The following is a 21,341-nucleotide window of genomic DNA, read 5'->3' on the forward strand; positions in this document are numbered from 1 at the left end:
GAACCGACGTCCGGGGCCCTGACCGGGCCCCGGAATTGTCGGTGTCCGTCGGCAGGGTGGGTCCATGACCAAGCCCACTCCCTGTCCGACGCACGACGCCGGGGTGTCCCGGTGCTCCCCGGAGGTGACGCGCCATGATGGTGCCGGCCGACTACCTGCTGCCGAAGCACACGGGCACTTGGACGTTGGAGGACGTCCTCGCGCTGCCCGAGGACGACTCGCAACGGGTGGAACTCGTGGACGGGTCGCTCATCGTGAGCCCGCTCGGCACGAGCCACCACCAGTCGCTGATCGGCGACGCCTACGCCGCACTGCGGTCAGCCTGCCCTCCCGAGTACCAGGCCACCGTCGAGCTGAACGTGGGACTGCCGGACGGCGGCCTGCTGATCTCCGACTTCACGGTGACGAAGCGGCCCGGGTTCAAGGGCCTGCTCTTCCCCGTCGGAGAGCTGGCCCTCGTCGGCGAGGTCGTGTCGCCGAGCACCAGGTTCAAGGATTACGGGGTCAAGCGCCAGCGGTACGCCGAGGCGGGGGTGCCGTTCTACCTGGTGGTCGACCCGAAGGACGTGGTGGTCGCGGCGACGTTGTTCGAGTTGGTGGCGGGGGAGTACGTCGAGGTGGCGCGCAGTGAGGCTGGTGTGCTCAAGCTGCTCCACCCCTACCCGGTAACAATCGAGCTGTCGCCGTAGGCCCGGTCGGCCCACCCACTACGGTGGTCGGCGTGGTGACGACTTTCCTCGCGACGATCCCCAGCCCCGACCGGGGTGTGTGGCAGCTGGGGCCGATCCCGATCCGCGCCTACGCGTTGTGCATCATCCTCGGCATCGTCGTCGCCATCTGGTGGGGCGAGCGGCGCTGGGTGGCGCGGGGCGGGGTGAAGGGCGAGGTCACCGACATCGCGGTGTTCGCCGTGCCGTTCGGGCTGATCGGTGGTCGGCTCTACCACGTCGCGACGGACTGGCACAAGTACTTCGGCGAGGGCAAGAACCCGTGGGAGGCCCTCGCCATCTGGAACGGCGGCCTGGGCATCTGGGGCGCCATCGCGCTCGGCGCCGTCGGCGCGTGGATCGCGTGCCGCCGCCGCGGCATCCCGCTGCCCGCCATGGCCGACGCCGTGGCGCCGGGCATCGTCGTGGCGCAGGCCGTCGGCCGGCTCGGCAACTACTTCAACCAGGAGCTCTACGGCGGGTCCACCACGGTGCCGTGGGGGCTGGAGATCTACGAGCGGGTCGACCCGCAGACGGGGCTGAAGGACGACCTGACCGGCGTGGCGCTGGACCACACGCCGATCGACGTCGTGCACCCGACGTTCCTGTACGAGCTGCTGTGGAACCTGGGCGTGGCGCTGCTGATCGTGTGGGCCGACCGGAAGTTCCGGCTCGGGCACGGGCGGGTGTTCGCGCTCTACGTCGCCGGCTACACGGCGGGCCGGTTCTGGATCGAGCTGATGCGGACCGACCCGGCGACGCAGGTGTTCGGGCAGCGCATCAACGTCCTCACGTCGGTGGTGGTATTCCTCGGCGCGCTGGTGTACTTCGTACTGGCCGCGAAGAGGGGCGGGCGCGAGGTGATCGTGCGCGGTGACACCCCGACGGAGGACGGCGACACCACGGGCGCCACCGGCACCGGGGCTGCTGCCACCGGAGCCACTGCCGCGGGGGCGACCGCTGTCGGAACCACCGCGACCGGAGCGACGACCACCGGAGCAACGGCCACCGGAGCGACCGCTGCCGGAGCAACGGCCGCCGGAGCGACCGCTGCCGGAGCAACGGCCGCCGGGGCGACCGCCGCCAGGAGCACCACCGCGACCGGGCCAGCGGCTGCCGACCCCGAGGACGACCCCGAGGACGAGGGCTCCGGGGCCGCCGCCGGCGAGGCGAGGGCCGGGGCCGACGCCAGGACCGACCCCACCGCGGCGCCCGAGCCCAGGTCGAGCGACAGCCGGGGCGAGTAGGGCCGATGCGCGTCCTCGTCGTCGAGGACGACGACCGGGTGGCGCGCGGCCTGCTGACCGCCCTCCGGCACGCCGGCTACGAGGTGCACCGGGTGGCGACGGCCGCCGACGCGGTGACCGCCCCGCCCGCCGACGTCGTGCTGCTGGACCTGGGCCTGCCCGACGGGGACGGCCTGGAGGTGCTGCGCGAGCTGCGCCGCCGGCCGGGCACGGCGGTCATCGCGGTGACCGCGCGCGGCGAGGAGCGGGAACGGGTGCTCGGGCTGCGCGCGGGCGCCGACGACTACGTGGTCAAGCCGTTCGGCACGGCCGAGCTGCTGGCGCGCGTGGAGGCGGTGCTGCGCCGGACCCGGGCCGCCCGCGCTGCCGGGCAGCACCCGCACCGGGTGGTGCTGGGGCCGCTCACCCTCGACCCGGCGACCCGCGAGGCCGCGGTCGGCGGCGAGCCGGTCGCGCTGACCCGCAAGGAGTTCGACCTGCTGGCCCTGCTCGTGGCCAGGGCGGGCACGGTGGTCAGCCGGGACCTGATCGTGGACCAGGTGTGGCAGGCGCACTGGGAGGCGCCCTCGCGCACGCTCGACACCCACATCGCCGCGCTGCGCGGCAAGCTGGGCGACGCCGTGCGGATCGAGACGGTCCGCGGGGTGGGCTACCGGGTGGCAGCCCACCCCTGACGCGGGTTCACCAGCTGTGGGCGACGTCCACCACGAGCCGACCGGGCAGCGTGAACACCCGGAACGGCAGGCGGGCCCGCACGCCGAGCCCGACCGAGGTCTGCCCCTCGAACGACCCGGCCCAGGCGACCTGGCGGAACGTGGCGTACCCCGTCACGTCGACCAGCTCGTCCCGGTTCGGGTACGTGTAGGTGGGGTTGCCGTTGTCGTCGTAGGCCGGCGACTCGGCGATGACCAGCAGCTTGGCCCCGCCGCGCAGCGGCACGGGCCGCCCGGTCGGGTCCTCGTGGACCTCGTCCACGTACCGGACGATGTACCCGTCGTTCTCACCGCGGAAGTCGAACACCAGCCGGTCGTAGCAGTCCTGCTGCCCGGACCTGATGTCGACCAGGTTGCCCCTGGTGGTCGGCGGGTTCCTCTTCTCCAGCGAGCCCCAGTCGACCGCGCAGGCGGCGGGCGCGGCCGAGGCCGCGGGCGCCACCACGACCACCAGGGCCGAGATCAGAGCGAAGACCGACACCGCGATTCGTCGGATCATTGTCACTTCCCCCTCACACTCGCACCGGGATGACCCGGTGACAGCCATCACACCACAGGCTTCACGCGCCCCGGGCCGCTTCCGCGCAGGAACCCGGGCGGTCGCGCCCGCCGGGCCGGCACGATGGCCCCGACCCCTGACGAGGTGTGATGCTGCGCCGACTGCTCGTGCTGATCGTGCCGCTGCTGGTGGCGCTGGTGGCCGCCCTGGGCGTGCCGCTCGCGTTCGCCGTGGTGCAGGGGGAGAGCCGGGAGACCTACCTCGACCGCCTGGGCGACGCCGGCCGCTTCGCGTCCCTGGCCGAGAACGCCCTCGCCTCCGGCCGCCGCACCGCCCTGCGCGACGAGCTGGTCCGCTACGACCGGCTCTACGGCATCGCCGCCGCCCTGGTCGGCACGGACCGCAGGGTCCTGGAGAGCTCGCGCCCGGACCTCCGCCTCACCGACCCGGGCGTCCGGGCGGGGCTCGACGCGGCGTTCAGCGGCTACCGGGGCGAGGCGGACCGGTCGGTCTGGCCGTGGGAGGAGGTGGACCTGGTGGTGGTCGAGCCGGTCGGGCGGGACAGCGAGGTGGTCGCCGCCGTGGTCACCGTCTCGCCGACCGGGGGCCTGCGCCGCGCGATCCTGCGCCAGTGGGGCCTGCTCGCGCTGATCGGGCTGGCGCCGGCGCTAGGCGTGGTGGCGGTGGCGTGGCCGATGTCGCGGTGGGTGCTGCGGCCGGTCCGGGTGCTGGACGAGGCGACCGCCGCCGTGGCCGGCGGCGAGCTGGACGTCCGCGCCGACGAGCTGGGCGGCCCGCCGGAGCTGCGCCGCCTCGCCGCCTCGTTCAACGCCATGGTCGACGTCGTGGGCCGCGCCCTGCGCCGCCAGCGCGCGTTCGTCTCCGACGCCTCCCACCAGCTGCGCAACCCGCTGGCCGGCCTGCGCCTGGCGGTGGACAACCTGGCGCCGCACGTCACCGGCGACGCGGGCCGGGAGGCGCAGCGCATCGCGGCCGACGAGGCCGAGGAGATGGGCCGGGTCCTGGACGCCCTGCTGGCCGCGACCCGCCTGGACAGCGCCTGCGCCGCCGAGCCGGTGGAGGTCGACCCGCTGCTGGCCGCCCACGTCCCCGGCTGGCGGGCGCTGGCCGGGGACGTCCGGTTCGACGTCGAGGTGCCCGGCGGCCTGCGGGTGCTGGAGCCGCCCGGCGGGCTGGGCAGCGTGCTGGACGAGCTGGTCGGCAACGCCGTCCGGCTGTCCGGCGCCACCCGGATCAGGGTGTGGGGCCGCCCGGCGGGCGACGTGGTCGAACTGCACGTCACCGACGACGGCGAGGGGCTGGGCGAGGCGGAGCGCGCGTCGGCGCCGCGGCGGTTCTGGCGCGCGCCGCGCCACCAGAACACCCCGGGGACGGGCCTGGGGCTGGCGATCTGCGCCGAGCTGATCGCGAGCGCGGGCGGCGAGCTGGCGCTCCGGCCGGTCGAACCGCACGGCCTGGACGCCGTGGTCACCCTCCGGGCCGGTGCCCTGGGCGCGTAGCGGGGCCGCCGGTCAGCGCTTCACCGAGCGGAACCAGCGCTCCGCGCCCCGGTGCAGCGGCACCTTGCCGGTGGCGATGCCGGTCCGCACGTTGATCCGCCCGGCCTCCGGGTGCCCGGCGGCGATGCGCGCGGACTCGGTGAACGCCGTCCGCGTCACCACCTCCACCACGGACGCGTCCAGGGCGCTGCGGGCCAGCAGCAGGTTCGGCACGGCGAACGTCCGGCACGGCCCCAGCGCCCCGTAGGTGGTCGCCGGGATCGTCGCCGGCGCGTACGGCCCGGGGTGGGCGTCGGCCAGCAGCTCGGCCTCCGCCGGCAGGTCCAGCAGCCGGACCGGGAAGGCGCCGAGCAGGCCGCTGATCGCGGGCGTCGGGATGCCGGTCAGCGCCACCAGCGCGTCGATCGACCCGGCCGCCAGCTGCCGCGCCGCCTCGGCGTGCGCCATCCGCCGCGCGTCCACCCGCACCCCCAGCAGGTCCAGCAGCCGGGTGGCGGTGAACTCGGTGCCGGACTCGGACGGGCCGAAGGACACCCGCCGCCCGGCGAGGTCGGCGAGCCGGTGCACCGGCGCGCCCGCCGGCACCGCGACCTGCAGGAAGCTGTCGTACAGCCGCCCGACGGCGCTGATCCCGCCCGGGTCGTCGGCGTCGAGCGGCGCCTCGAACAGCGGGTCCAGGGAGGACAGGCCCAGGTGGGCGGAGCCGTCGACGAGCAGCCGGACGTTCTCCACCGACGCCCCGGTCGGCCGCGCGACGACCCGCGTGCCCGGCAACCGGTCCGCCAGGGCCCGCGCCAGCGCGCCGCCGACCTCCCGGAACACCGCCCCGTCCGGGCCGGTCGCCAGCACCAGCTCGGCCGGCGGCCCGGGCCGCGAGGACGTGCACGCGCCCGTCGCCAGGGCGGCGAGCAGCAGCGAGCGTCGGGGCACCGGCACGCCGGCAGGGTAGCCCCGGCGGGCGGTTACGTCAGGGGGACCTGAAGTTTCCGCCGCCCGCCTTGTCGCGGCCGGCGGCCGTGCCCAGGATCGCTGTGCCCGGGATCACCGGCGAAGCCCCGGCCCTTGGAGGAGACGTGGTCACCGCGCCGACCCGTGAGCGCACACCGGTCTACCGGCGCCTGTACTTCTGGGTGCTGGTGTCGATCGTGCTGGGGGTGGTCGTCGGCTACGCGTTCCCCGCGCAGGCGTCGGGCCTGAAGTGGCTGGCGGACCTCTTCGTGGCGCTGGTCAAGGTCGTCATCGCGCCGACCATCTTCTGCACGGTCGTGGTCGGCATCGCGGGCCTGGGCAACCTCGCCCGGGCGGGCGGCCTGGCGCTGCGCACGATCCTGTACTTCACCGCGATGACGACCGTCGCGCTGGTGATCGGCCTGGTCGTGGTCAACGTCGTGCAGCCGGGCCACCACGGCCCGCCGATCCCGATCAACGACGAGGCGGCGGCCAAGACGCTGGCCGACGCCAGGACCGCCGAGACCGGCGTTACCGGGTTCGTCCTCGGCCTGGTGCCCAGGTCGTTCGTCGGCGCGTTCACCGACGGGCAGCTCATCCAGGTGCTGCTGGTGGCGATCCTGGTCGCCGTCGCGGTGGCCGGGATGGGCGAGCGGGGCCGGCGGGTGGTGTCCGCGCTCGACACCGTCGCCAAGGTCATGTTCGGCGTCATCAGGATCGTCATGTACGCCGCGCCGATCGGCGCGTTCGGCGGGATCGCCTACACCATCGGCAGGTTCGGCGGCACGATCCTGGGCAAGCTCGCCTGGCTGATGGGGTCGTTCTACGCGACGTGCCTGCTGTTCGTCCTGGTCGTGCTCGGCGCGGTCGCGCTGTCCGCCGGGTTCTCGATCTTCAAGTTCCTGCGCTACCTCAAGGACGAGCTGCTGATCGTGCTGGGCACCTCGTCCTCGGAGTCGGTGCTGCCCCGGATGCTGGTGAAGCTGGAGGCGGCCGGCGCGGACAAGTCGGTGGTGGGCCTGACGATCCCGACCGGCTACTCGTTCAACCTCGACGGCACGTGCATCTACCTCACCATGGGCGCGATCTTCATCGCCCAGGCGACCGGGCACGACGTCGGCCTCGGCACGCAGGTCGGGCTGCTGCTGTTCATGCTGCTGGCGTCCAAGGGCGCGGCGGGCGTGACGGGCGCGGGGCTGGTGACGCTGGCGGCGTCGCTGGCCGCCTTCGAGGCCGACAGCGCCATCCCGGCGGTGGGCATCGCGCTGATCGTCGGCATCGACCGGTTCATGTCCGAGGCGCGGGCCATCACCAACGTCATCGGCAACGGCGTCGGCACCCTCGTCGTCGCCCGCTGGCAGGGCCAACTGGACCGGGAGCGGCTGAGGGAGGTGCTCGACGACCCGACCCACGTGGACGTCGACGCGCTGATGGACCACCGGCACGGCGACGACTCGACCGAGGAGCAGGCGCCGGTCGGCGCGGGCTCCCGCTAGGACCGCCCCGAAGGCGCCCGCAGCTCCACTCCCGCGCCGGTGGAGCTGCGGGTTCGCCGCGCGGGGCGACGGCCGGCCGGCGCGGGGCGCTCGTCGGCGGCGCGGGGTAACGGTCGATAACCGGGGTGCGGGCGGTCGCGTCGGACGGCGCCCGGCAGTCCGCGGTGACGCTCGGTGACCCGAAGCGGCGTCCGGCGGCGCCCGGCGTCCGGTCGCCCGGGAGCTGCGGTCGCCCGATGCGGTCGAAGACCCCGCGTGACCCCGCGCGACCCGCGCGACCTCGCCGGACGGGCGGTCCCGACCCGGCCGCACGACTCCCACCTGCGCGTACCCGAAGCCGGACCGCGTGGCTGCGGTCACCCGTTCGTGGGGTTGTTCGCAAGCTCTCACCAGGGCGCACCGGGCCCGCCACTCGGTTATGCTGAACAACGCGTGACAAGGCCGGCGTCACTGTCGCCCAGCCCGCCTGAATCGTTACGCGTTCATGACCGGGATCACTCGCCGGATGGTGTGCCCCGGTTTCGCGGCTGTTAAAGTCGCGTCAACACGCGGGCCATCGTCGTCCCGTGCCCAGAAACCGGATTCCCAGTAACTGGACACGAGGACTCGTCTTTCACCGGACGACGAAGGAGGTCTGCGCAGTGATCTTCTCCGCCATCCCGGCCCCGCAGGGGCTGTACGACCCGGCCGCGGAGCGCGACGCCTGCGGTGTGGCGATGGTCGCCGACATCGCGGGGCGGCGCTCGCACGCCATCGTCGTCGACGCGCTGACGGCGCTCGCGAACCTGGAGCACCGCGGGGCCGCCGGCGCCGAGCCGACCAGCGGCGACGGCGCCGGCATCCTGGTGCAGCTGCCGGACGCGTTCCTGCGCTCGGTGGCGGGCTTCGAGCTGCCGCCCGAGGGCTCCTACGCGGCCGGCATCGCGTTCCTGCCCGCCGACGAGGCCGACCGCGGCAAGGCGCAAGCGCTTGCGGAGCGGATCGCCGAGGAGGAGGGCCTCCGCGTGCTGGGCTGGCGCGACGTGCCGGTGGACCCGGTGGCGGCCGACGTCGGCCCGACGGCGCGATCGGTCATGCCGCACTTCGCGATGCTGTTCGTCCGGGCCGACGGCGAGCCCCGGTCCGGTGTGGACCTCGACCGCCTCACCTTCGTCCTGCGCAAGCGGGTCGAGCGCGAGAGCGTCGCCGCCCAGGTCGGCGCCTACTTCCCGTCGCTGTCCGCCCGCACCCTGGTCTACAAGGGGATGCTGACCACCGGCCAGCTGCCGGTCTTCTTCCCCGACCTGCGCGACGAGCGGCTGGCCAGCGCCATCGCCCTGGTGCACTCGCGGTTCTCCACCAACACGTTCCCGTCCTGGCCGCTGGCGCACCCGTTCCGCTACGTCGCGCACAACGGCGAGATCAACACCGTGCGCGGCAACCGGAACCGGATGCGGGCGCGGGAGGCGCTGCTGGCCTCCGACCTCATCCCCGGTGACCTGTCCCGGCTGTTCCCGATCTGCGACCCGGAGGGCTCGGACTCGGCGTCGTTCGACGAGGTGCTGGAACTGCTGCACCTGGGCGGCCGGTCGCTGCCGCACGCCGTGCTGATGATGATCCCCGAGGCGTGGGAGAACCACGCCTCGATGGACCCGAAGCGGCGGGCGTTCTACGAGTTCCACGCGTCCCTGATGGAGCCGTGGGACGGGCCGGCCTGCGTCACGTTCACCGACGGCTCGCTGGTCGGCGCGGTGCTGGACCGCAACGGCCTGCGGCCCGCCCGGTGGTGGCAGACCGCCGACGGCCGGGTGGTGCTCGCGTCGGAGACCGGCGTGCTCGACGTCGCGCCCGACCGGGTGGTGGCCAAGGGCCGCCTCCAGCCCGGCCGGATGTTCCTGGTGGACACCGCGCAGGGCCGCCTGGTGGACGACGACGAGGTGAAGTCCCGCCTCGCCGACGACCTGCCCTACGACGAGTGGCTGCACGCGGGCCTGCTCGACCTCGCCGACCTCGCCGACCGCGAGCACGTGGTGCAGAGCCACGAGTCGGTGGTGCGCCGCCAGCTCACGTTCGGCTACACCGAGGAGGAGCTGCGCGTCCTGCTCGCCCCGATGGCGGTCGCCGGGGCCGAGCCGCTGGGCTCCATGGGCACCGACACGCCGGTCGCCGCGCTGTCCCAGCGCTCCCGCCTGCTCTACGACTACTTCGTGCAGAACTTCGCCCAGGTCACGAACCCGCCGCTGGACGCGATCCGCGAGGAGATCGTCACGTCGGTCTCCCGGGTGATGGGGCCGGAGCAGAACCTGCTGCGACCCGGACCGGTCAGCTGCCGGCACATCAAGCTGTCCTACCCGGTGATCGACAACGACGAGCTGGCCAAGCTCATCCACATCAACGACGACGGCGACCTCCCCGGCTTCGCCTGCACCGTCCTGAGTGGACTGTACGAGGTGGACGGCGGCGGCGCGGCGCTGGCCGCGGCCGTCGAGCGCGTCCGCCGCGAGGCGTCCGAGGCCATCGCGGCCGGCGCGCGCACCCTGGTGCTGTCCGACCGGGACTCCGACCACCGGCTGGCGCCGATCCCGTCGCTGCTGCTGGTCTCCGCCGTGCACCACCACCTGGTGCGCACCAAGGAGCGCCTCCGGGTCGCGCTGGTCGTGGAGAGCGGCGACGCCCGCGAGGTGCACCACATCGCCGCGCTGCTCGGCTACGGCGCGGCGGCGGTGAACCCCTACCTGGCGTTCGAGACGATCGAGGACCTGATCGCCCAGGGCGCGATCACCGGCATCGAGCCGCGCCGCGCCGTGCGCAACTACGTGACGGCCCTGGTCAAGGGCACCCTGAAGATCATGTCCAAGATGGGGATCTCCACCGTCGGCGCGTACACCGCGGCCCAGGTCTTCGAGGCCGTCGGCCTGTCGGGGGACCTGCTGGCCGAGTACTTCACCGGCACGGTGTCCAAGCTCGGCGGCGCGGGGCTCGACGTGCTGGCCGAGGAGGTCGCGCTGCGCCACCGCCGGGCGCACCCGGACAACCCCACCGACCGCGTGCACCGCAGGCTGGAGGTCGGCGGCGAGTACGCCTACCGCCGCGAGGGCGAGCTGCACCTGTTCACGCCCGAGACGGTGTTCCTGCTCCAGCACGCCACGAAGACCGGCCGCGAGGAGGTCTACCGCCGCTACACCGCGGAGGTGGAGCGCCTGGCGCGCCAGGGCGGCACGCTGCGCGGGCTGTTCGCGCTGAAGGCCGACCGCGAGCCGGTGCCCCTCGACGAGGTCGAGCCGGTGTCGTCGATCGTCAAGCGGTTCAACACCGGCGCCATGTCCTACGGCTCGATCTCCGCCGAGGCGCACGAGACCCTGGCCATCGCGATGAACCGGCTCGGCGGCCGGTCCAACAGCGGCGAGGGCGGCGAGGACCCCGAGCGCCTCCACGACCCCGAGCGCCGGTCCGCGGTCAAGCAGGTCGCGTCCGGCCGGTTCGGCGTGACCAGCGAGTACCTGGTCAACGCCAGCGACATCCAGATCAAGATGGCGCAGGGCGCGAAGCCCGGCGAGGGCGGCCAGCTGCCCGGCTACAAGGTCTACCCGTGGATCGCGCGGACCCGGCACTCCACGCCGGGCGTGGGCCTGATCTCCCCGCCGCCGCACCACGACATCTACTCCATCGAGGACCTGGCCCAGCTCATCCACGACCTGAAGAACGCCAACGAGCGGGCCCGCGTGCACGTCAAGCTGGTCAGCGAGGTCGGCGTCGGCACGGTCGCGGCGGGCGTGGCCAAGGCGCACGCGGACGTCGTGCTGGTCTCCGGCCACGACGGCGGCACCGGCGCGTCGCCGCTGAACTCCCTCAAGCACGCCGGGACGCCGTGGGAGGTCGGGCTCGCCGAGACCCAGCAGACGTTGCTGCTCAACGGTTTGCGCGACCGCATCACCGTCCAGGTGGACGGCGCGCTGCGCACCGGCCGCGACGTCGTGGTGGCGGCACTGCTGGGCGCGGAGGAGTTCGGCTTCGCCACCGCGCCGCTGATCGTCGCCGGCTGCGTGATGATGCGGGTGTGCCACCTGGACACCTGCCCGGTCGGCGTCGCCACCCAGAACCCCGAGCTGCGCGAGCGCTACACCGGGCAGGCCGACCACGTGGTGAACTTCTTCCGGTTCGTCGCGCAGGAGGTCCGGGAACACCTGGCGGCGCTGGGCTTCCGCACCGTCGACGAGGCCGTCGGCCACGCCGAGCTGCTGGAGACCGACCTGGCGGTGGAGCACTGGAAGGCCGCCGGCCTGGACCTCACGCCGGTCTTCGCGGTGCCGGAGACGCCCTACCGCACGGCGAAGCGGCGGGTCCGCGACCAGGACCACGGCCTGGCGCAGGCCCTGGACCGCACGCTGATCCAGCTCGCCGAGGCGGCGCTGGAGGACGCCCACCCGGTGCGGCTGGAACTGCCGCTGCGCAACGTGAACCGCACGGTCGGCACGCTGCTGGGCGCGGAGGTGACGCGGCGCTTCGGCGGCGACGGCCTGCCCGACGACACCATCCACGTGACGTTCACCGGGTCGGCCGGCCAGTCGCTGGGCGCGTTCGTCCCGCGCGGCGTCACGCTGGAGATGATCGGCGACGCCAACGACTACGTCGGCAAGGGCCTGTCCGGCGGGCGGATCGTCGTGCGCCCGCACCCGGACGCGCCGTTCGCCGCCGAGCAGCAGGTCATCGCGGGCAACGTCATCGGCTACGGCGCGACCGGCGGCGAGATCTTCCTGCGCGGGCGCGTCGGGGAGCGGTTCTGCGTGCGCAACTCCGGCGCGCTGGCGGTCGCCGAGGGCGTGGGCGACCACGCGTTCGAGTACATGACCGGCGGGCGCGCGGTGGTGCTCGGGCCGACCGGCCGCAACCTCGCGGCGGGCATGTCCGGCGGCATCGCCTACGTGCTCGACCTCGACCCCGCCTCGGTGAACCGGGCGATGGTCGAGCTGCAGCGGCCCGGCGCGGAAGACCTGCGCTGGCTGCGCGAGGTGGTGGAGCGCCACCACCGGCTCACCGGGTCGGCCGTGGCCGCGTCGCTGCTCGGCGACTGGCCCCGGCGGTCCGCGTCGTTCACCAAGGTCATGCCCGGCGACTACCAGCGCGTGCTCGAAGCGATGAGGCTCGCCCGCGCGGAGGGCCGGGACGTCGACCAGGCGATCATGGAGGCTTCCCGTGGCTGACCCGTACGGCTTCCTCAGGCACGACCGCGCCGACGCCGAGAAGCGCCCGGCCGCCGAGCGGCTCTCGGACTGGGGCGAGGTCTACCGCGACCTCGACCCGGAGACCCGCGACGCGCAGGTCAGGACCCAGGCGACGCGCTGCATGGACTGCGGCGTCCCGTTCTGCCACTCCGGTTCCGCGGGCTGCCCGCTGGGCAACCTGATCCCCGAGTGGAACGACCTGGTGCGCCGGGGCGACTGGGCGCTGGCCTCCGAGCGCCTGCACGCCACCAACAACTTCCCCGAGTTCACCGGCCGGCTGTGCCCCGCGCCGTGCGAGGCGGCGTGCGTGCTGTCGATCAGCCACGACGCGGGCGGCCCGGTGGCGATCAAGCGCGTGGAGCAGGCGATCGCGGACGTGTCCTGGGACCAGGGCCTGGTCCGGCCCACCCAGTCGCACGTGGCGTCGGGCAAGCGCGTGGCCGTGGTCGGGTCGGGCCCGGCGGGGCTGGCGGCGGCGCAGCAGCTGACCAGGGCCGGCCACGAGGTCACGGTCTACGAGCGCGACGACCGGCTCGGCGGCCTGCTGCGCTACGGCATCCCCGAGTTCAAGATGGAGAAGAAGGTCCTCGACCGGCGGCTGGCCCAGCTGCGCCGGGAGGGCACGAAGTTCGTCACCGGCTGCGAGGTCGGCGTCGACCTGGCGGTGGAGGAGCTGCGCGAGCGGTTCGACGCGGTGGTGCTGGCCGTGGGCGCCCTGCGCGGTCGCGACGACACCACGACGCCCGGCCGCGAGCTGGCGGGCATCCACCTGGCCATGGAGCACCTGGTGCCCGCCAACCGCGCCTGCGAGGGCGACGGCGCACCGGCGATCGACGCCGCCGGCAAGCACGTGGTGATCATCGGCGGCGGCGACACGGGCGCGGACTGCTACGGCACGGCCGCCCGGCAGGGCGCGGCGTCGGTGCTCCAGCTCGACCAGTACCCGCAGCCCCCGGCGCGGCGCGACGACGAGCGCTCGCCGTGGCCGGTGTGGCCGTGGGTCCTGCGCACCTACCCCGCGCACGAGGAGGCGGGGGAGCGGAGGTTCGCGGTCGCGGTGGAGTCGTTCGTCGGCGACGAGGACGGCCACGTGCGGCGGATCAGGCTGCGCAAGGTGCGGGTGGAGCGGGACGCGGCGGGGCGGCGGGTCGTCGTGCCGCTGTCGGAGGAGGTCGAGGAGCTGCCGGCGGACCTGGTCCTGCTGGCGATCGGCTTCGAGGGCGTCGAGCACATGCCGCTGCTGGGCGGGCTGGGCATCGACCTGACCGCGCGGGGGACCATCTCGTGCGGGTCGGACTGGCAGACGCAGGCGCCGGGCGTGTTCGTGTGCGGCGACGCGCACCGGGGCGCTTCGCTGGTCGTGTGGGCGATCGCGGAGGGCCGCTCGGTGGCCAACGCGGTCGACCGGTACCTGACCGGGTCGTCCGACCTGCCGTCCCCGGTGATCCCCAACCAGCTGCCGCTCGCGGTGGTCTGACCGCGCTGCCCGGGGACCGCCCGCCGATCGCGGGCGGTCCCCGCCGGTGGTCACACCGGTTCGCCGGGGCCCAGGGCTTCGGCGGCCTTGCTCGCGAGCTTCTTGAGCGCGCCTTCGGTGAGCGACAACGTCAACCCGGTGTCGCCGCCGCCGATGCGCAGGTGCGTGTAGCTGCTGTGCAGTTGCTCGATCCTGATGGTGCAGTCGTCCTCGACCTGGACGAACGAGTCGACCTCTACCCCTGTGCCCATGGCAACTCCTAGCTCGAAGGTGACATCACCGTATTCCAATAATTGGATCTGCAGTACTCGCCTGATCGAGTGATGTCCGTGCAGGTGGATGCGACTAGGGTTGGGTCATGGCGAAGGTCACCCCGACGACAAAGAAGCTGTTGCTAGGCAAGGAGATTGCCTATCTCAGGGGTCAGGCGGGCATGTCCCAGGCGCAGGCGGCGGCGTTGATCGAGCGGACTCAGACCAAGCTGACGGAGTTGGAGGCCGGGCAGTCGAGCATCACGCCGGGGGACCTGCTCCTCTTGCTCAAGGGCTTCGGGGTGACCGACCAGGCCCACATCGACACGTTGATGGAGTTGCGGAGAGGCAGCGGTCAGCGCGGCATGTGGACCGGTGTGCGCAGCATGTACGCCGAGCAGTTCCGGACGATGATCGACCTTGAGGAGCACTGCGACCTCATCCGCACGGTGGAGAGCGAGGTGCCGCCCGGCCTGTTGCAGTGCGAGCGCTTCATCCAGGCGCTCTACTCCCACGTCGATGACGACCGGGACTTGGACGCGAGGGTCAAGGCGAGGTTGGTGAGGCAGGACATCTTCTACAAGCCGGACCCGCCGCAGGTCGCCTTCGTGATCTCCGAATCGGCGCTCCGCAGGCAGTACGCCGCGCCCGAGGTGATGAGGGAGCAGATCAACTACATGATCAAGCTTTCCAAGCTGCCCAACATCAGGCTTCAGGTGCTGCCGTTCAAGACGCTGCTGCAAGCGACTTCCATCCGAGATGGATTCGTGTTGCTGCGCATTCCGTCACCAGGGGTCGCAGGGCCGTTGGAGTTCGCCTACACCGAGAACCAGGCGGAGGTCCGCTACATCGACGACAAGAAGGTCGTCGCCACGCTCGACGGACAGTGGGCACGGCTGACCGGTGCTTCTCTGGGATTCGAGGAGACGAGGCGTTTCATGCGTAAGGTTGCCTCTGAGTACAGCTAGTGCGCGGAGGCAACGGATGTTTCGCAAGTCGAGCTACAGCGGGGACAACGGCAACAACTGCGTCGAGGTGGGGCGCTTGGCGGCCGTCGTGGTCGTCCGGGACAGCAAGGCTCCGGGTGGTGGCCTGCTGCGCATGAGCCCGGTCGGGTTCGGTCGGTTCCTGACGGCCGCCAAGGGCGGGCGGTTCAGCCGAAGCTGACGCGGTCCAGCCAGAAGTCGAGCAGGTCGCGGTCGCCGTGGACGTCCAGCACGTCCGCGCCGCGGCGGCGGTACACGGTCAGCAGCAGGTCGGTCAGCGCGCCGCAGACCGCGACCGCCGTCGTGGTGCCGGTAGTCGCCCCAACGTCCACTCGGGACAACTCGGCACGCCCAGGGCGGGGTCTGCTCCATCGACGTGTCCTCTCAGCAACTCGGCTTGGGTGACGATCTCGGCTCGGTAGCGGTCGAAGTCCAGTGGCATGGGGGGCATCATGGCGCACGGGCACGACATCGCGGCCCGGTCGCGCGGGACGCGCTCACACCAGGTCGAAGGTCAGCTTCGTGGGCGTGCCGGGGGTCTGGTGGTAGTAGCCGGTCGCGGTGACGGTGACCTTCGGCTTGCCGGCGTCGGCGAACTTCACGATCTCCACGTCGCCGTCCGAGGCGGGGTAGCCGACCCAGCTCACGGTGCCCTTGGGCGTCGTGCCCGGCACCGCCGCACCGTGCGGCATCAGGGTCTTGACCAACAACTGGAGCAGGTGCAGCCGGTCGTTGCCCTCCTTGTCGCCGAGTTCCTGCCTGAGGAAGGCGAGGATCGCCTTCCAGGCCCAGTTCTCCAGTGCGATGGCCTCGCCCGAGTCGCGGATGCACCCGAGGCGGTCGCGCGTCGCGTCCGCCGTGCTGTCGGGCGCGAAGGAAACCAGCGTCGTGCCCGGGATGATGTGCCCGTACACGGTGGTGCTCATGTACCCGAAACCCTCGTGGGCCTGTTTCTTCGCCTCTTTCACGGTGGGCTCGTGCCAGGCTTTCCACGCTTCCTCGAACACCCAGTTCGCGCCTTCCACGAACTTGCCCGCGATCTCGGCCCTGATCTCGTCCCCGAGCACCTTCAGCCAGGCGCCCACCACGCCCGCGCCCGCCACGGCGGCCCCCGCCTGCGCGGCGGGCGCGGCGGCGGGGGCCGCGGCGCAGGACGTCAGCGGTGCGGCGGCACCTGCTGTCGCGAGCACCGCGGGCCCGGCGGCCAGCAACTGTCTGCGAGTGAACACGCGCATCACCTCGGTTCGGCCGGACCGGCGCCGTCGAACGGGAACGTACCCGGCTGGCCGCCGCCCCACATCACTCGTTTCGCAGCGCGGCCGGGCGAGCGCGATCCGTGATGAAAAGCGCTTCCCGGAGCCTATTTTTGCGGACCGGGACCACTTGCCGTGGACCGACCGGACCAATTGGACCGAATGGTGGAGCCGCCTAGCGGACCGGTCGCACCGAGCGGATGTGGCCCACCAGGAACTGGCGGGACTCGCCGTGCGGGCCGTTCGCGGTCAGGCTGCCCGACGCGTGGTCCACCGGGGTGATCACGTGGCGGATCGTCGTGCGCGGCCCCTTGGCCACGGCGATCTCCACCGCGCTCCGGGTGACCAGGGCGTCGGCCAGCAGCACCACTTCGGAGTCGCGCAGCACCAGCGACTGGTCGCGCAGCAGCCGCGCGGCGTCGAGCCGGCGGGACCGCGTGCGCGGCGGCACGGCCTCCGGCGCCGGCCGCTCGCGCTCCGCCAGCGCCGCGGCCAGCCCGGTCAGCTCCCGGTCGGTCAGCGGGGGTCGCCACGGCCGCCACGGCGGCGTGCGGGCCGGTTCGACGCGGCGGCGGGGCGCCCGCCGCACCACCGGGCTCCCGTCGGCCGCCGCGGCGCCGGGGGTGTAGCCGGCGGTCCGCAGGAGGGCCAGCGTCTCGTCGGCGGGGCGCTCCGACGCCAGCACGGTCGGGCCCAGCGGTCGCAGGCCCAGCGCGGTCAACGAGGGGTGCCGCGCGATCTCGGCCAGCAGCTGCGGGTCGTCGGCGCGCACGCAGCAGCCCACCGCCGTGACGCTGAGCCCGCCGTGCCGCCGCGCGACCTCGTGCACCAGGTGCTCCAGCGCCCGCGGCACGCCGTGCTCGGCTACCTCCGCCAGCCGCGCCAGCACCTCGCCCGGCGCGTGCCCGGCGTCCAGCGCCCGCCGCACGCTGCCACCGCTGAACCGCCACCCGCCCGCCACCCGGTCGGCGCTCAGGTCCAGCACCGCGCCCAGCTCCCGGCTCGGCAGCCCCGCCACCGCGGCGGTCAGGTCGGGGCGCAGGTCCACCGTCGACGCGGCGGGCGGCACGAACGCCACCGCACCCGCCGGAACGCCCATCACGGCGTCCATCGGCAAACCCACTGCCACACCATCCGGCAAGCCCGTCGCCGCATCCGCCGACAAGCCCGCCGACACGCCCACCGCCACACCACCCGGCAAGCCCGCCGACACGCCCACCGCCACACCACCCGGCAAGCCCGTCGACAGGCCCGCCGCCGCACCCATCGACAAGCCGGCCGGCAAGCCCGCCGCTGCGCTCACCGGCAAGCCCGCCGCACCCGCCGACGGGCCCACCGCCGCGCCACCCGGCAGGAGGGCCACCGCGTCCGCCCGGGCCCCCGCGCCCGGACCCGCCTCCGCGCCCGCACCGCACCGCGCCACCGCCGCGCCGCCCGGCACACCGGCCAGCACGGCGCGCCCCAACGAGGTCAACGCCCCCAACGCCACCAGCCCGACCGCCTCGGCCTCCGCCAGCGCCGCCTCCGCGTCGGCCGGCCCGTGCACGGCCGGGCACGACCACGCCAGGTCCGCCACCACCTCGTGCCGGTGCTCGAACGCCTCGCCCGCCCCCAGCTCCGCGTGCCGCCGCAGCACGCCCCGCCGGGTCGCGCCGCCGCGGTCGGCCGCCTGCCCGGTCAGGGCCGGCCGGGTCTTCGCGGGCGGCCACGCCATCAGCGGCCACGCGGTCGCCAGCTGCACCAGCCGATCCGCGGGCGCCGCGCCGAGCCAGCCGTCCGAGGCGGTGGTCGGCAGCACCCGCCGGTCGTCCACGGCGACCGCGAGCAGCCGCGCCCCCACCGCCAGCTCCAACCACAGCCGCACGTGCGCCTCGCCGGTGCGCAGCACCCCCGCGATCCGCCGCAGCTCCCGCACCCCGACGCCGTTGCGCGCGGCCACGACTTCGCTGTCGCAGAACCCGACCAGCCTGGTCACGCCGTCCACTGTGGACAGCGCCGGTCCGGCGGCGGCGCGGTCGGCGAACCCGTCGCCCCGCACGGCCCGGCGAGGCGCGCGCGGCGGGAGCGCGAGTCGTTCGGGCGGCTCGCCGTCCGGCGCGCGCAACCCGGCCGCCGCGCGCAGCCGCTCGCCCTCCGGCCACACCAGGGCGCGCGCCCGCAGCCGCGCCAGCGCCCGCTTCAGCTCGGCCCGCGCGGTCTTCCCGTTGCAGCGCAGGGCTTGCGCCACCGAGCCGGTGCTCGCGCCCGCGCCCAGCAGCAGCACCGCGCCCAGCACGTCCCGGCACGCGCGGTCCAGGCCGTCCACCGCCGCCCGCAGCGACGACGGCGTGCTCAGCGCGTCGGCCAGCGCGGGCAGGGAGCAGGGGTTGCCGACCGCCGCGTCCGCGCGCAGCGCGAGGACGTCCCGGAGGTCGGCGGCGTCCAGCCCCCGCAACCAGTCCACCAGTGCCGAGTCCCTGCCCACCCGGGTGATTATGCACAGCCCGTGACCAGACGGTCATTCCCCGCGATAAGGCGTCTGAATGGCCCCGGCCGCCCGTACGTAAGCTGTCCGCCGTGGACTTCACCGGCTTCGGCGAGCACGCCATCGACTTCTTCGACGGGTTGGAGGTCGACAACTCCAAGGCTTACTGGGAGGACAACAAGCACGTCTACCTGTCCGACGTCCGCGCGCCGATGGAGGCGCTGGTGGCCGCGCTGGAGCCGGAGTTCGGCAAGGCCAAGGTGTTCCGGCCGTACCGGGACGTCCGGTTCAGCAAGGACAAGACGCCCTACAAGGACTACTGCGGCGCGGTGGTGGAGCTGGGGCGCGGCGGCGGCGCGCACTACGTGGAGGTCGGCCCCGAGGGGCTGTTCGTGGCCGGCGGGTCGTTCGCGATGGCCACCGACCAGCTCGCCCGCTTCCGCGAGTCGGTCGCCGACGACGTGCGCGGGAAGGCCCTGGAGAAGGTGCTCGCGAAGCTCACCCGCGCCGGCTGGGAGATCCGCGGCGCCCGGCTCAAGCGCGCGCCGCGCGGGGTCGACCCGGCCCACCCGCGCATCGAGCTGCTCAAGCACAAGCGGCTGTACGTGGCGAAGGTCTGGCCGCCGGACGACGTGCTGCACGAGCCCGGGTGCCTCGACCGGGTGCTGCGGGGGTGGCGCGAGGTGAACCCGCTGGTCGACTGGTGCGCCGACCACATCGGCCTCACCGAGGTCGGCTTCCGCCGCTGAGCGCGCGCCGCCCCACCAGCCACCCCAGGGCGACGCCCAGCACGTCGACCAGGCCGTCCACCACGTCCCCGCCGCGCCCGAGGGGCACGATGAGCCACTGGAGCACCTCCGAGACCGCCGCGTAGCCCACCAGGCCCGCCAGCAGCGCCGCGCGGGGCAGCCGCGCGTAGAGGCCGGTCGCCGCCAGCAGCGCGAACAGCAGGACGTGCACCACCTTGTCGGTGCCGGGGGGCGAGTCCGGGACACCTGACTGCGGGGTGAACAGGATGATGACGCTGAGCAACCCGGCGGTCACGAATGGAAGGATTCTGCGGCTCACGAGGCGGATTCTGCCTGGTTCGAGGAGATTACCCGCCGGTACATCCTGATCGGTCCAGTGAAGGGGACTACGCTCTCCCACCGTGAGTCGACGCGCGAAGATCGTCTGTACGCTGGGTCCCGCCACCGCGACCGAGGAGAAGGTCAACGAACTGGTGGCGGCCGGCATGGACGTGGCCAGGATGAACTTCAGCCACGGCAGCCATGCCGACCACAAGCAGGTCTACAACCTCGTGCGCGCGGCCTCGGACCGCACCGGCCGCGCGGTGGGCGTGCTCGCCGACCTCCAGGGCCCCAAGATCCGGCTCGGCCGGTTCGCCCACGGCCCCGTCGAGTGGCGCACCGGTGACGTCGTCCGGGTGACCGTGGAGGACGTCGAGGGGACGCACGACCGGGTGTCCACCACCTACAAGGAGCTGGCCAAGGACGCCAAGGTCGGCGACCGGCTGCTGGTGGACGACGGCAAGGTCGGCCTGATCGTCACCGACGTCGAGGGCCCCGACGTGGTCTGCGAGGTCACCGAGGGCGGCCCGGTCAGCAACAACAAGGGCCTCTCGCTGCCCGGCATGGACGTGTCCGTGCCGGCGCTGTCGGAGAAGGACATCGAGGACCTGGAGTTCGCGCTGAACCTCGGCGTGGACTTCATCGCCCTGTCGTTCGTGCGCTCGCCCGCCGACATCGACCTGGTGCACCAGGTGATGGACCGCGTGGGCCACGGCCGCCGCCCGGTCGTCGCCAAGATCGAGAAGCCCGAGGCCGTCGACAACCTCGAGGCGATCGTGCTGGCGTTCGACGGCGTCATGGTCGCGCGCGGCGACCTGGGCGTGGAGCTGCCGCTGGAGCACGTGCCGCTGGTGCAGAAGCGCGCGATCCAGATCGCCCGCGAGAACGCCAAGCCGGTGATCGTGGCCACCCAGATGCTCGACTCGATGATCACCAACTCGCGCCCGACCCGCGCCGAGACCTCGGACGTGGCCAACGCCGTGCTCGACGGCGCGGACGCGCTGATGCTCTCCGGCGAGACGTCGGTCGGCCGGTACGCCATCGAGTCGGTCCGGACCATGGGCCGGATCATCGAGGCCGTGGAGACCGAGTCCACGCAGGTGCCGCCGCTGACGCACGTGCCGCGCACCAAGCGGGGCGTCATCTCCTACGCGGCGCGCGACATCGGTGAGCGGCTGAACGCGAAGGCCCTGGTGGCGTTCACCCAGTCGGGTGACACGGTGCGCCGGTTGGCCCGCCTGCACACGCACCTGCCGCTGCTGGCGTTCACGCCGGAGCAGAGCGTGCGCAGTCAGCTTGCTCTCACCTGGGGCACGGAGACGTTCCTGGTGCCTAAGGTGGACTCGACCGACGAGATGGTCCGCCAGGTCGACGCGTCGATGCTGCACATCGGCCGCTACCAGGCGGGCGACCTGGTCGTCGTCGTGGCGGGCTCCCCGCCCGGCACCATCGGCTCCACCAACCTCATCCGGGTGCACCGCCTCGGGGAGGACGACCACGCTTAGGGGT

18 protein-coding genes are annotated in these 21,341 nt (G+C 73.4%); 11 read left to right on the plus strand and 7 right to left on the minus strand.

Translation table 11 applies throughout. From position 1 onward, the window contains the following. Nucleotides 1-134: 134 nt before the first annotated feature. The 3 genes from JOE68_RS22320 to JOE68_RS22330 are packed head-to-tail and all read left to right on the plus strand — an operon-like array spanning nucleotide 135 to nucleotide 2,628. Complete coding sequence (locus JOE68_RS22320) at nucleotides 135-689, plus strand: Uma2 family endonuclease (RefSeq protein WP_239562318.1); 555 nt, start codon at nucleotides 135-137, stop codon at nucleotides 687-689. Between the two features lie 35 nt (nucleotides 690-724). Further along, complete coding sequence (lgt, locus tag JOE68_RS22325; RefSeq protein ID WP_204846232.1) at nucleotides 725-1,954, plus strand: prolipoprotein diacylglyceryl transferase; 1,230 nt, start codon at nucleotides 725-727, stop codon at nucleotides 1,952-1,954. Between the two features lie 5 nt (nucleotides 1,955-1,959). After that, on the plus strand, nucleotides 1,960-2,628 hold the full coding sequence (locus JOE68_RS22330; RefSeq protein ID WP_204844235.1) for a response regulator transcription factor: 669 nt from the start codon (nucleotides 1,960-1,962) through the stop codon (nucleotides 2,626-2,628). A gap of 7 nt (nucleotides 2,629-2,635) precedes the next feature. Here the strand turns inward: JOE68_RS22330 and JOE68_RS22335 are convergent, their stop codons facing one another. Then, nucleotides 2,636-3,166: an AMIN-like domain-containing (lipo)protein gene (locus JOE68_RS22335; protein WP_204844236.1), complete on the minus strand. Its 531-nt coding sequence runs from the start codon at nucleotides 3,164-3,166 to the stop codon at nucleotides 2,636-2,638. A gap of 149 nt (nucleotides 3,167-3,315) precedes the next feature. Here JOE68_RS22335 and JOE68_RS22340 point away from each other — a divergent pair, with 149 nt between their 5' ends. Then, nucleotides 3,316-4,686, plus strand: coding sequence for a sensor histidine kinase (locus JOE68_RS22340; protein WP_204844237.1), 1,371 nt, complete (start codon nucleotides 3,316-3,318; stop codon nucleotides 4,684-4,686). A 12-nt stretch (nucleotides 4,687-4,698) separates the two neighbouring features. On the opposite strand, the gene JOE68_RS22345 is transcribed toward JOE68_RS22340, so the two are convergent. Then, nucleotides 4,699-5,622, minus strand: a complete 924-nt coding sequence (locus tag JOE68_RS22345; RefSeq protein WP_307819814.1) for a TAXI family TRAP transporter solute-binding subunit — start codon at nucleotides 5,620-5,622, stop codon at nucleotides 4,699-4,701. 137 nt (nucleotides 5,623-5,759) lie between these two features. Between JOE68_RS22345 and dctA the strand changes: the two genes are divergently transcribed. From dctA to JOE68_RS22360, 3 genes are all read left to right on the plus strand, one after another. Continuing rightward, entirely contained in the window at nucleotides 5,760-7,130 is a 1,371-nt protein-coding gene (gene dctA / locus JOE68_RS22350) for a C4-dicarboxylate transporter DctA (protein WP_204844238.1), read from the plus strand. Between the two features lie 641 nt (nucleotides 7,131-7,771). Further along, nucleotides 7,772-12,310 carry a glutamate synthase large subunit gene (gene gltB / locus JOE68_RS22355; RefSeq protein ID WP_204844239.1) on the plus strand — a complete coding sequence of 1,513 codons (4,539 nt, stop codon included), beginning with the start codon at nucleotides 7,772-7,774 and terminating at the stop codon, nucleotides 12,308-12,310. Then, entirely contained in the window at nucleotides 12,303-13,808 is a 1,506-nt protein-coding gene (locus JOE68_RS22360) for a glutamate synthase subunit beta (RefSeq protein ID WP_204844240.1), read from the plus strand. The genes gltB and JOE68_RS22360 overlap by 8 nt, the downstream gene beginning before the upstream one ends. Before the next feature lie 50 nt (nucleotides 13,809-13,858). Here the strand turns inward: JOE68_RS22360 and JOE68_RS22365 are convergent, their stop codons facing one another. After that, on the minus strand, nucleotides 13,859-14,059 hold the full coding sequence (locus JOE68_RS22365) for a hypothetical protein (protein WP_204844241.1): 201 nt from the start codon (nucleotides 14,057-14,059) through the stop codon (nucleotides 13,859-13,861). 107 nt (nucleotides 14,060-14,166) lie between these two features. Between JOE68_RS22365 and JOE68_RS22370 the strand changes: the two genes are divergently transcribed. Then, nucleotides 14,167-15,027, plus strand: coding sequence for a helix-turn-helix domain-containing protein (locus JOE68_RS22370; protein ID WP_204844242.1), 861 nt, complete (start codon nucleotides 14,167-14,169; stop codon nucleotides 15,025-15,027). Between the two features lie 16 nt (nucleotides 15,028-15,043). Further along, entirely contained in the window at nucleotides 15,044-15,226 is a 183-nt protein-coding gene (locus JOE68_RS22375) for a DUF397 domain-containing protein (RefSeq protein WP_204844243.1), read from the plus strand. Here the strand turns inward: JOE68_RS22375 and JOE68_RS22380 are convergent. From JOE68_RS22380 to JOE68_RS32275, 3 genes are all read right to left on the minus strand, one after another. Next, nucleotides 15,213-15,377 (minus strand): hypothetical protein, encoded by a 165-nt coding sequence (locus JOE68_RS22380; RefSeq protein WP_204844244.1) that lies wholly within the window; start codon nucleotides 15,375-15,377, stop codon nucleotides 15,213-15,215. The genes JOE68_RS22375 and JOE68_RS22380 overlap by 14 nt on opposite strands. 165 nt (nucleotides 15,378-15,542) lie before the next feature. Next, entirely contained in the window at nucleotides 15,543-16,274 is a 732-nt protein-coding gene (locus JOE68_RS22385; protein WP_204844245.1) for a hypothetical protein, read from the minus strand. Nucleotides 16,275-16,473: 199 nt separating this feature from the next. Continuing rightward, the gene (locus tag JOE68_RS32275; protein WP_204844246.1) at nucleotides 16,474-18,762 is read right to left on the minus strand and encodes a helicase-associated domain-containing protein; all 2,289 of its coding nucleotides are present in this window, start codon (nucleotides 18,760-18,762) and stop codon (nucleotides 16,474-16,476) included. A gap of 92 nt (nucleotides 18,763-18,854) precedes the next feature. Between JOE68_RS32275 and JOE68_RS22395 the strand changes: the two genes are divergently transcribed. Next, nucleotides 18,855-19,511: a DUF2461 domain-containing protein gene (locus tag JOE68_RS22395; RefSeq protein ID WP_204844247.1), complete on the plus strand. Its 657-nt coding sequence runs from the start codon at nucleotides 18,855-18,857 to the stop codon at nucleotides 19,509-19,511. On the opposite strand, the gene JOE68_RS22400 is transcribed toward JOE68_RS22395, so the two are convergent. After that, on the minus strand, nucleotides 19,486-19,830 hold the full coding sequence (locus JOE68_RS22400) for a VanZ family protein (RefSeq protein ID WP_204844248.1): 345 nt from the start codon (nucleotides 19,828-19,830) through the stop codon (nucleotides 19,486-19,488). The genes JOE68_RS22395 and JOE68_RS22400 overlap by 26 nt on opposite strands. Before the next feature lie 82 nt (nucleotides 19,831-19,912). Between JOE68_RS22400 and pyk the strand changes: the two genes are divergently transcribed. Further along, on the plus strand, nucleotides 19,913-21,337 hold the full coding sequence (gene pyk, locus JOE68_RS22405; protein ID WP_204844249.1) for a pyruvate kinase: 1,425 nt from the start codon (nucleotides 19,913-19,915) through the stop codon (nucleotides 21,335-21,337). Nucleotides 21,338-21,341: the final 4 nt, after the last annotated feature.

Source organism: Saccharothrix algeriensis (genome assembly GCF_016907655.1).
GTDB lineage: Bacteria > Actinomycetota > Actinomycetes > Mycobacteriales > Pseudonocardiaceae > Actinosynnema > Actinosynnema algeriense.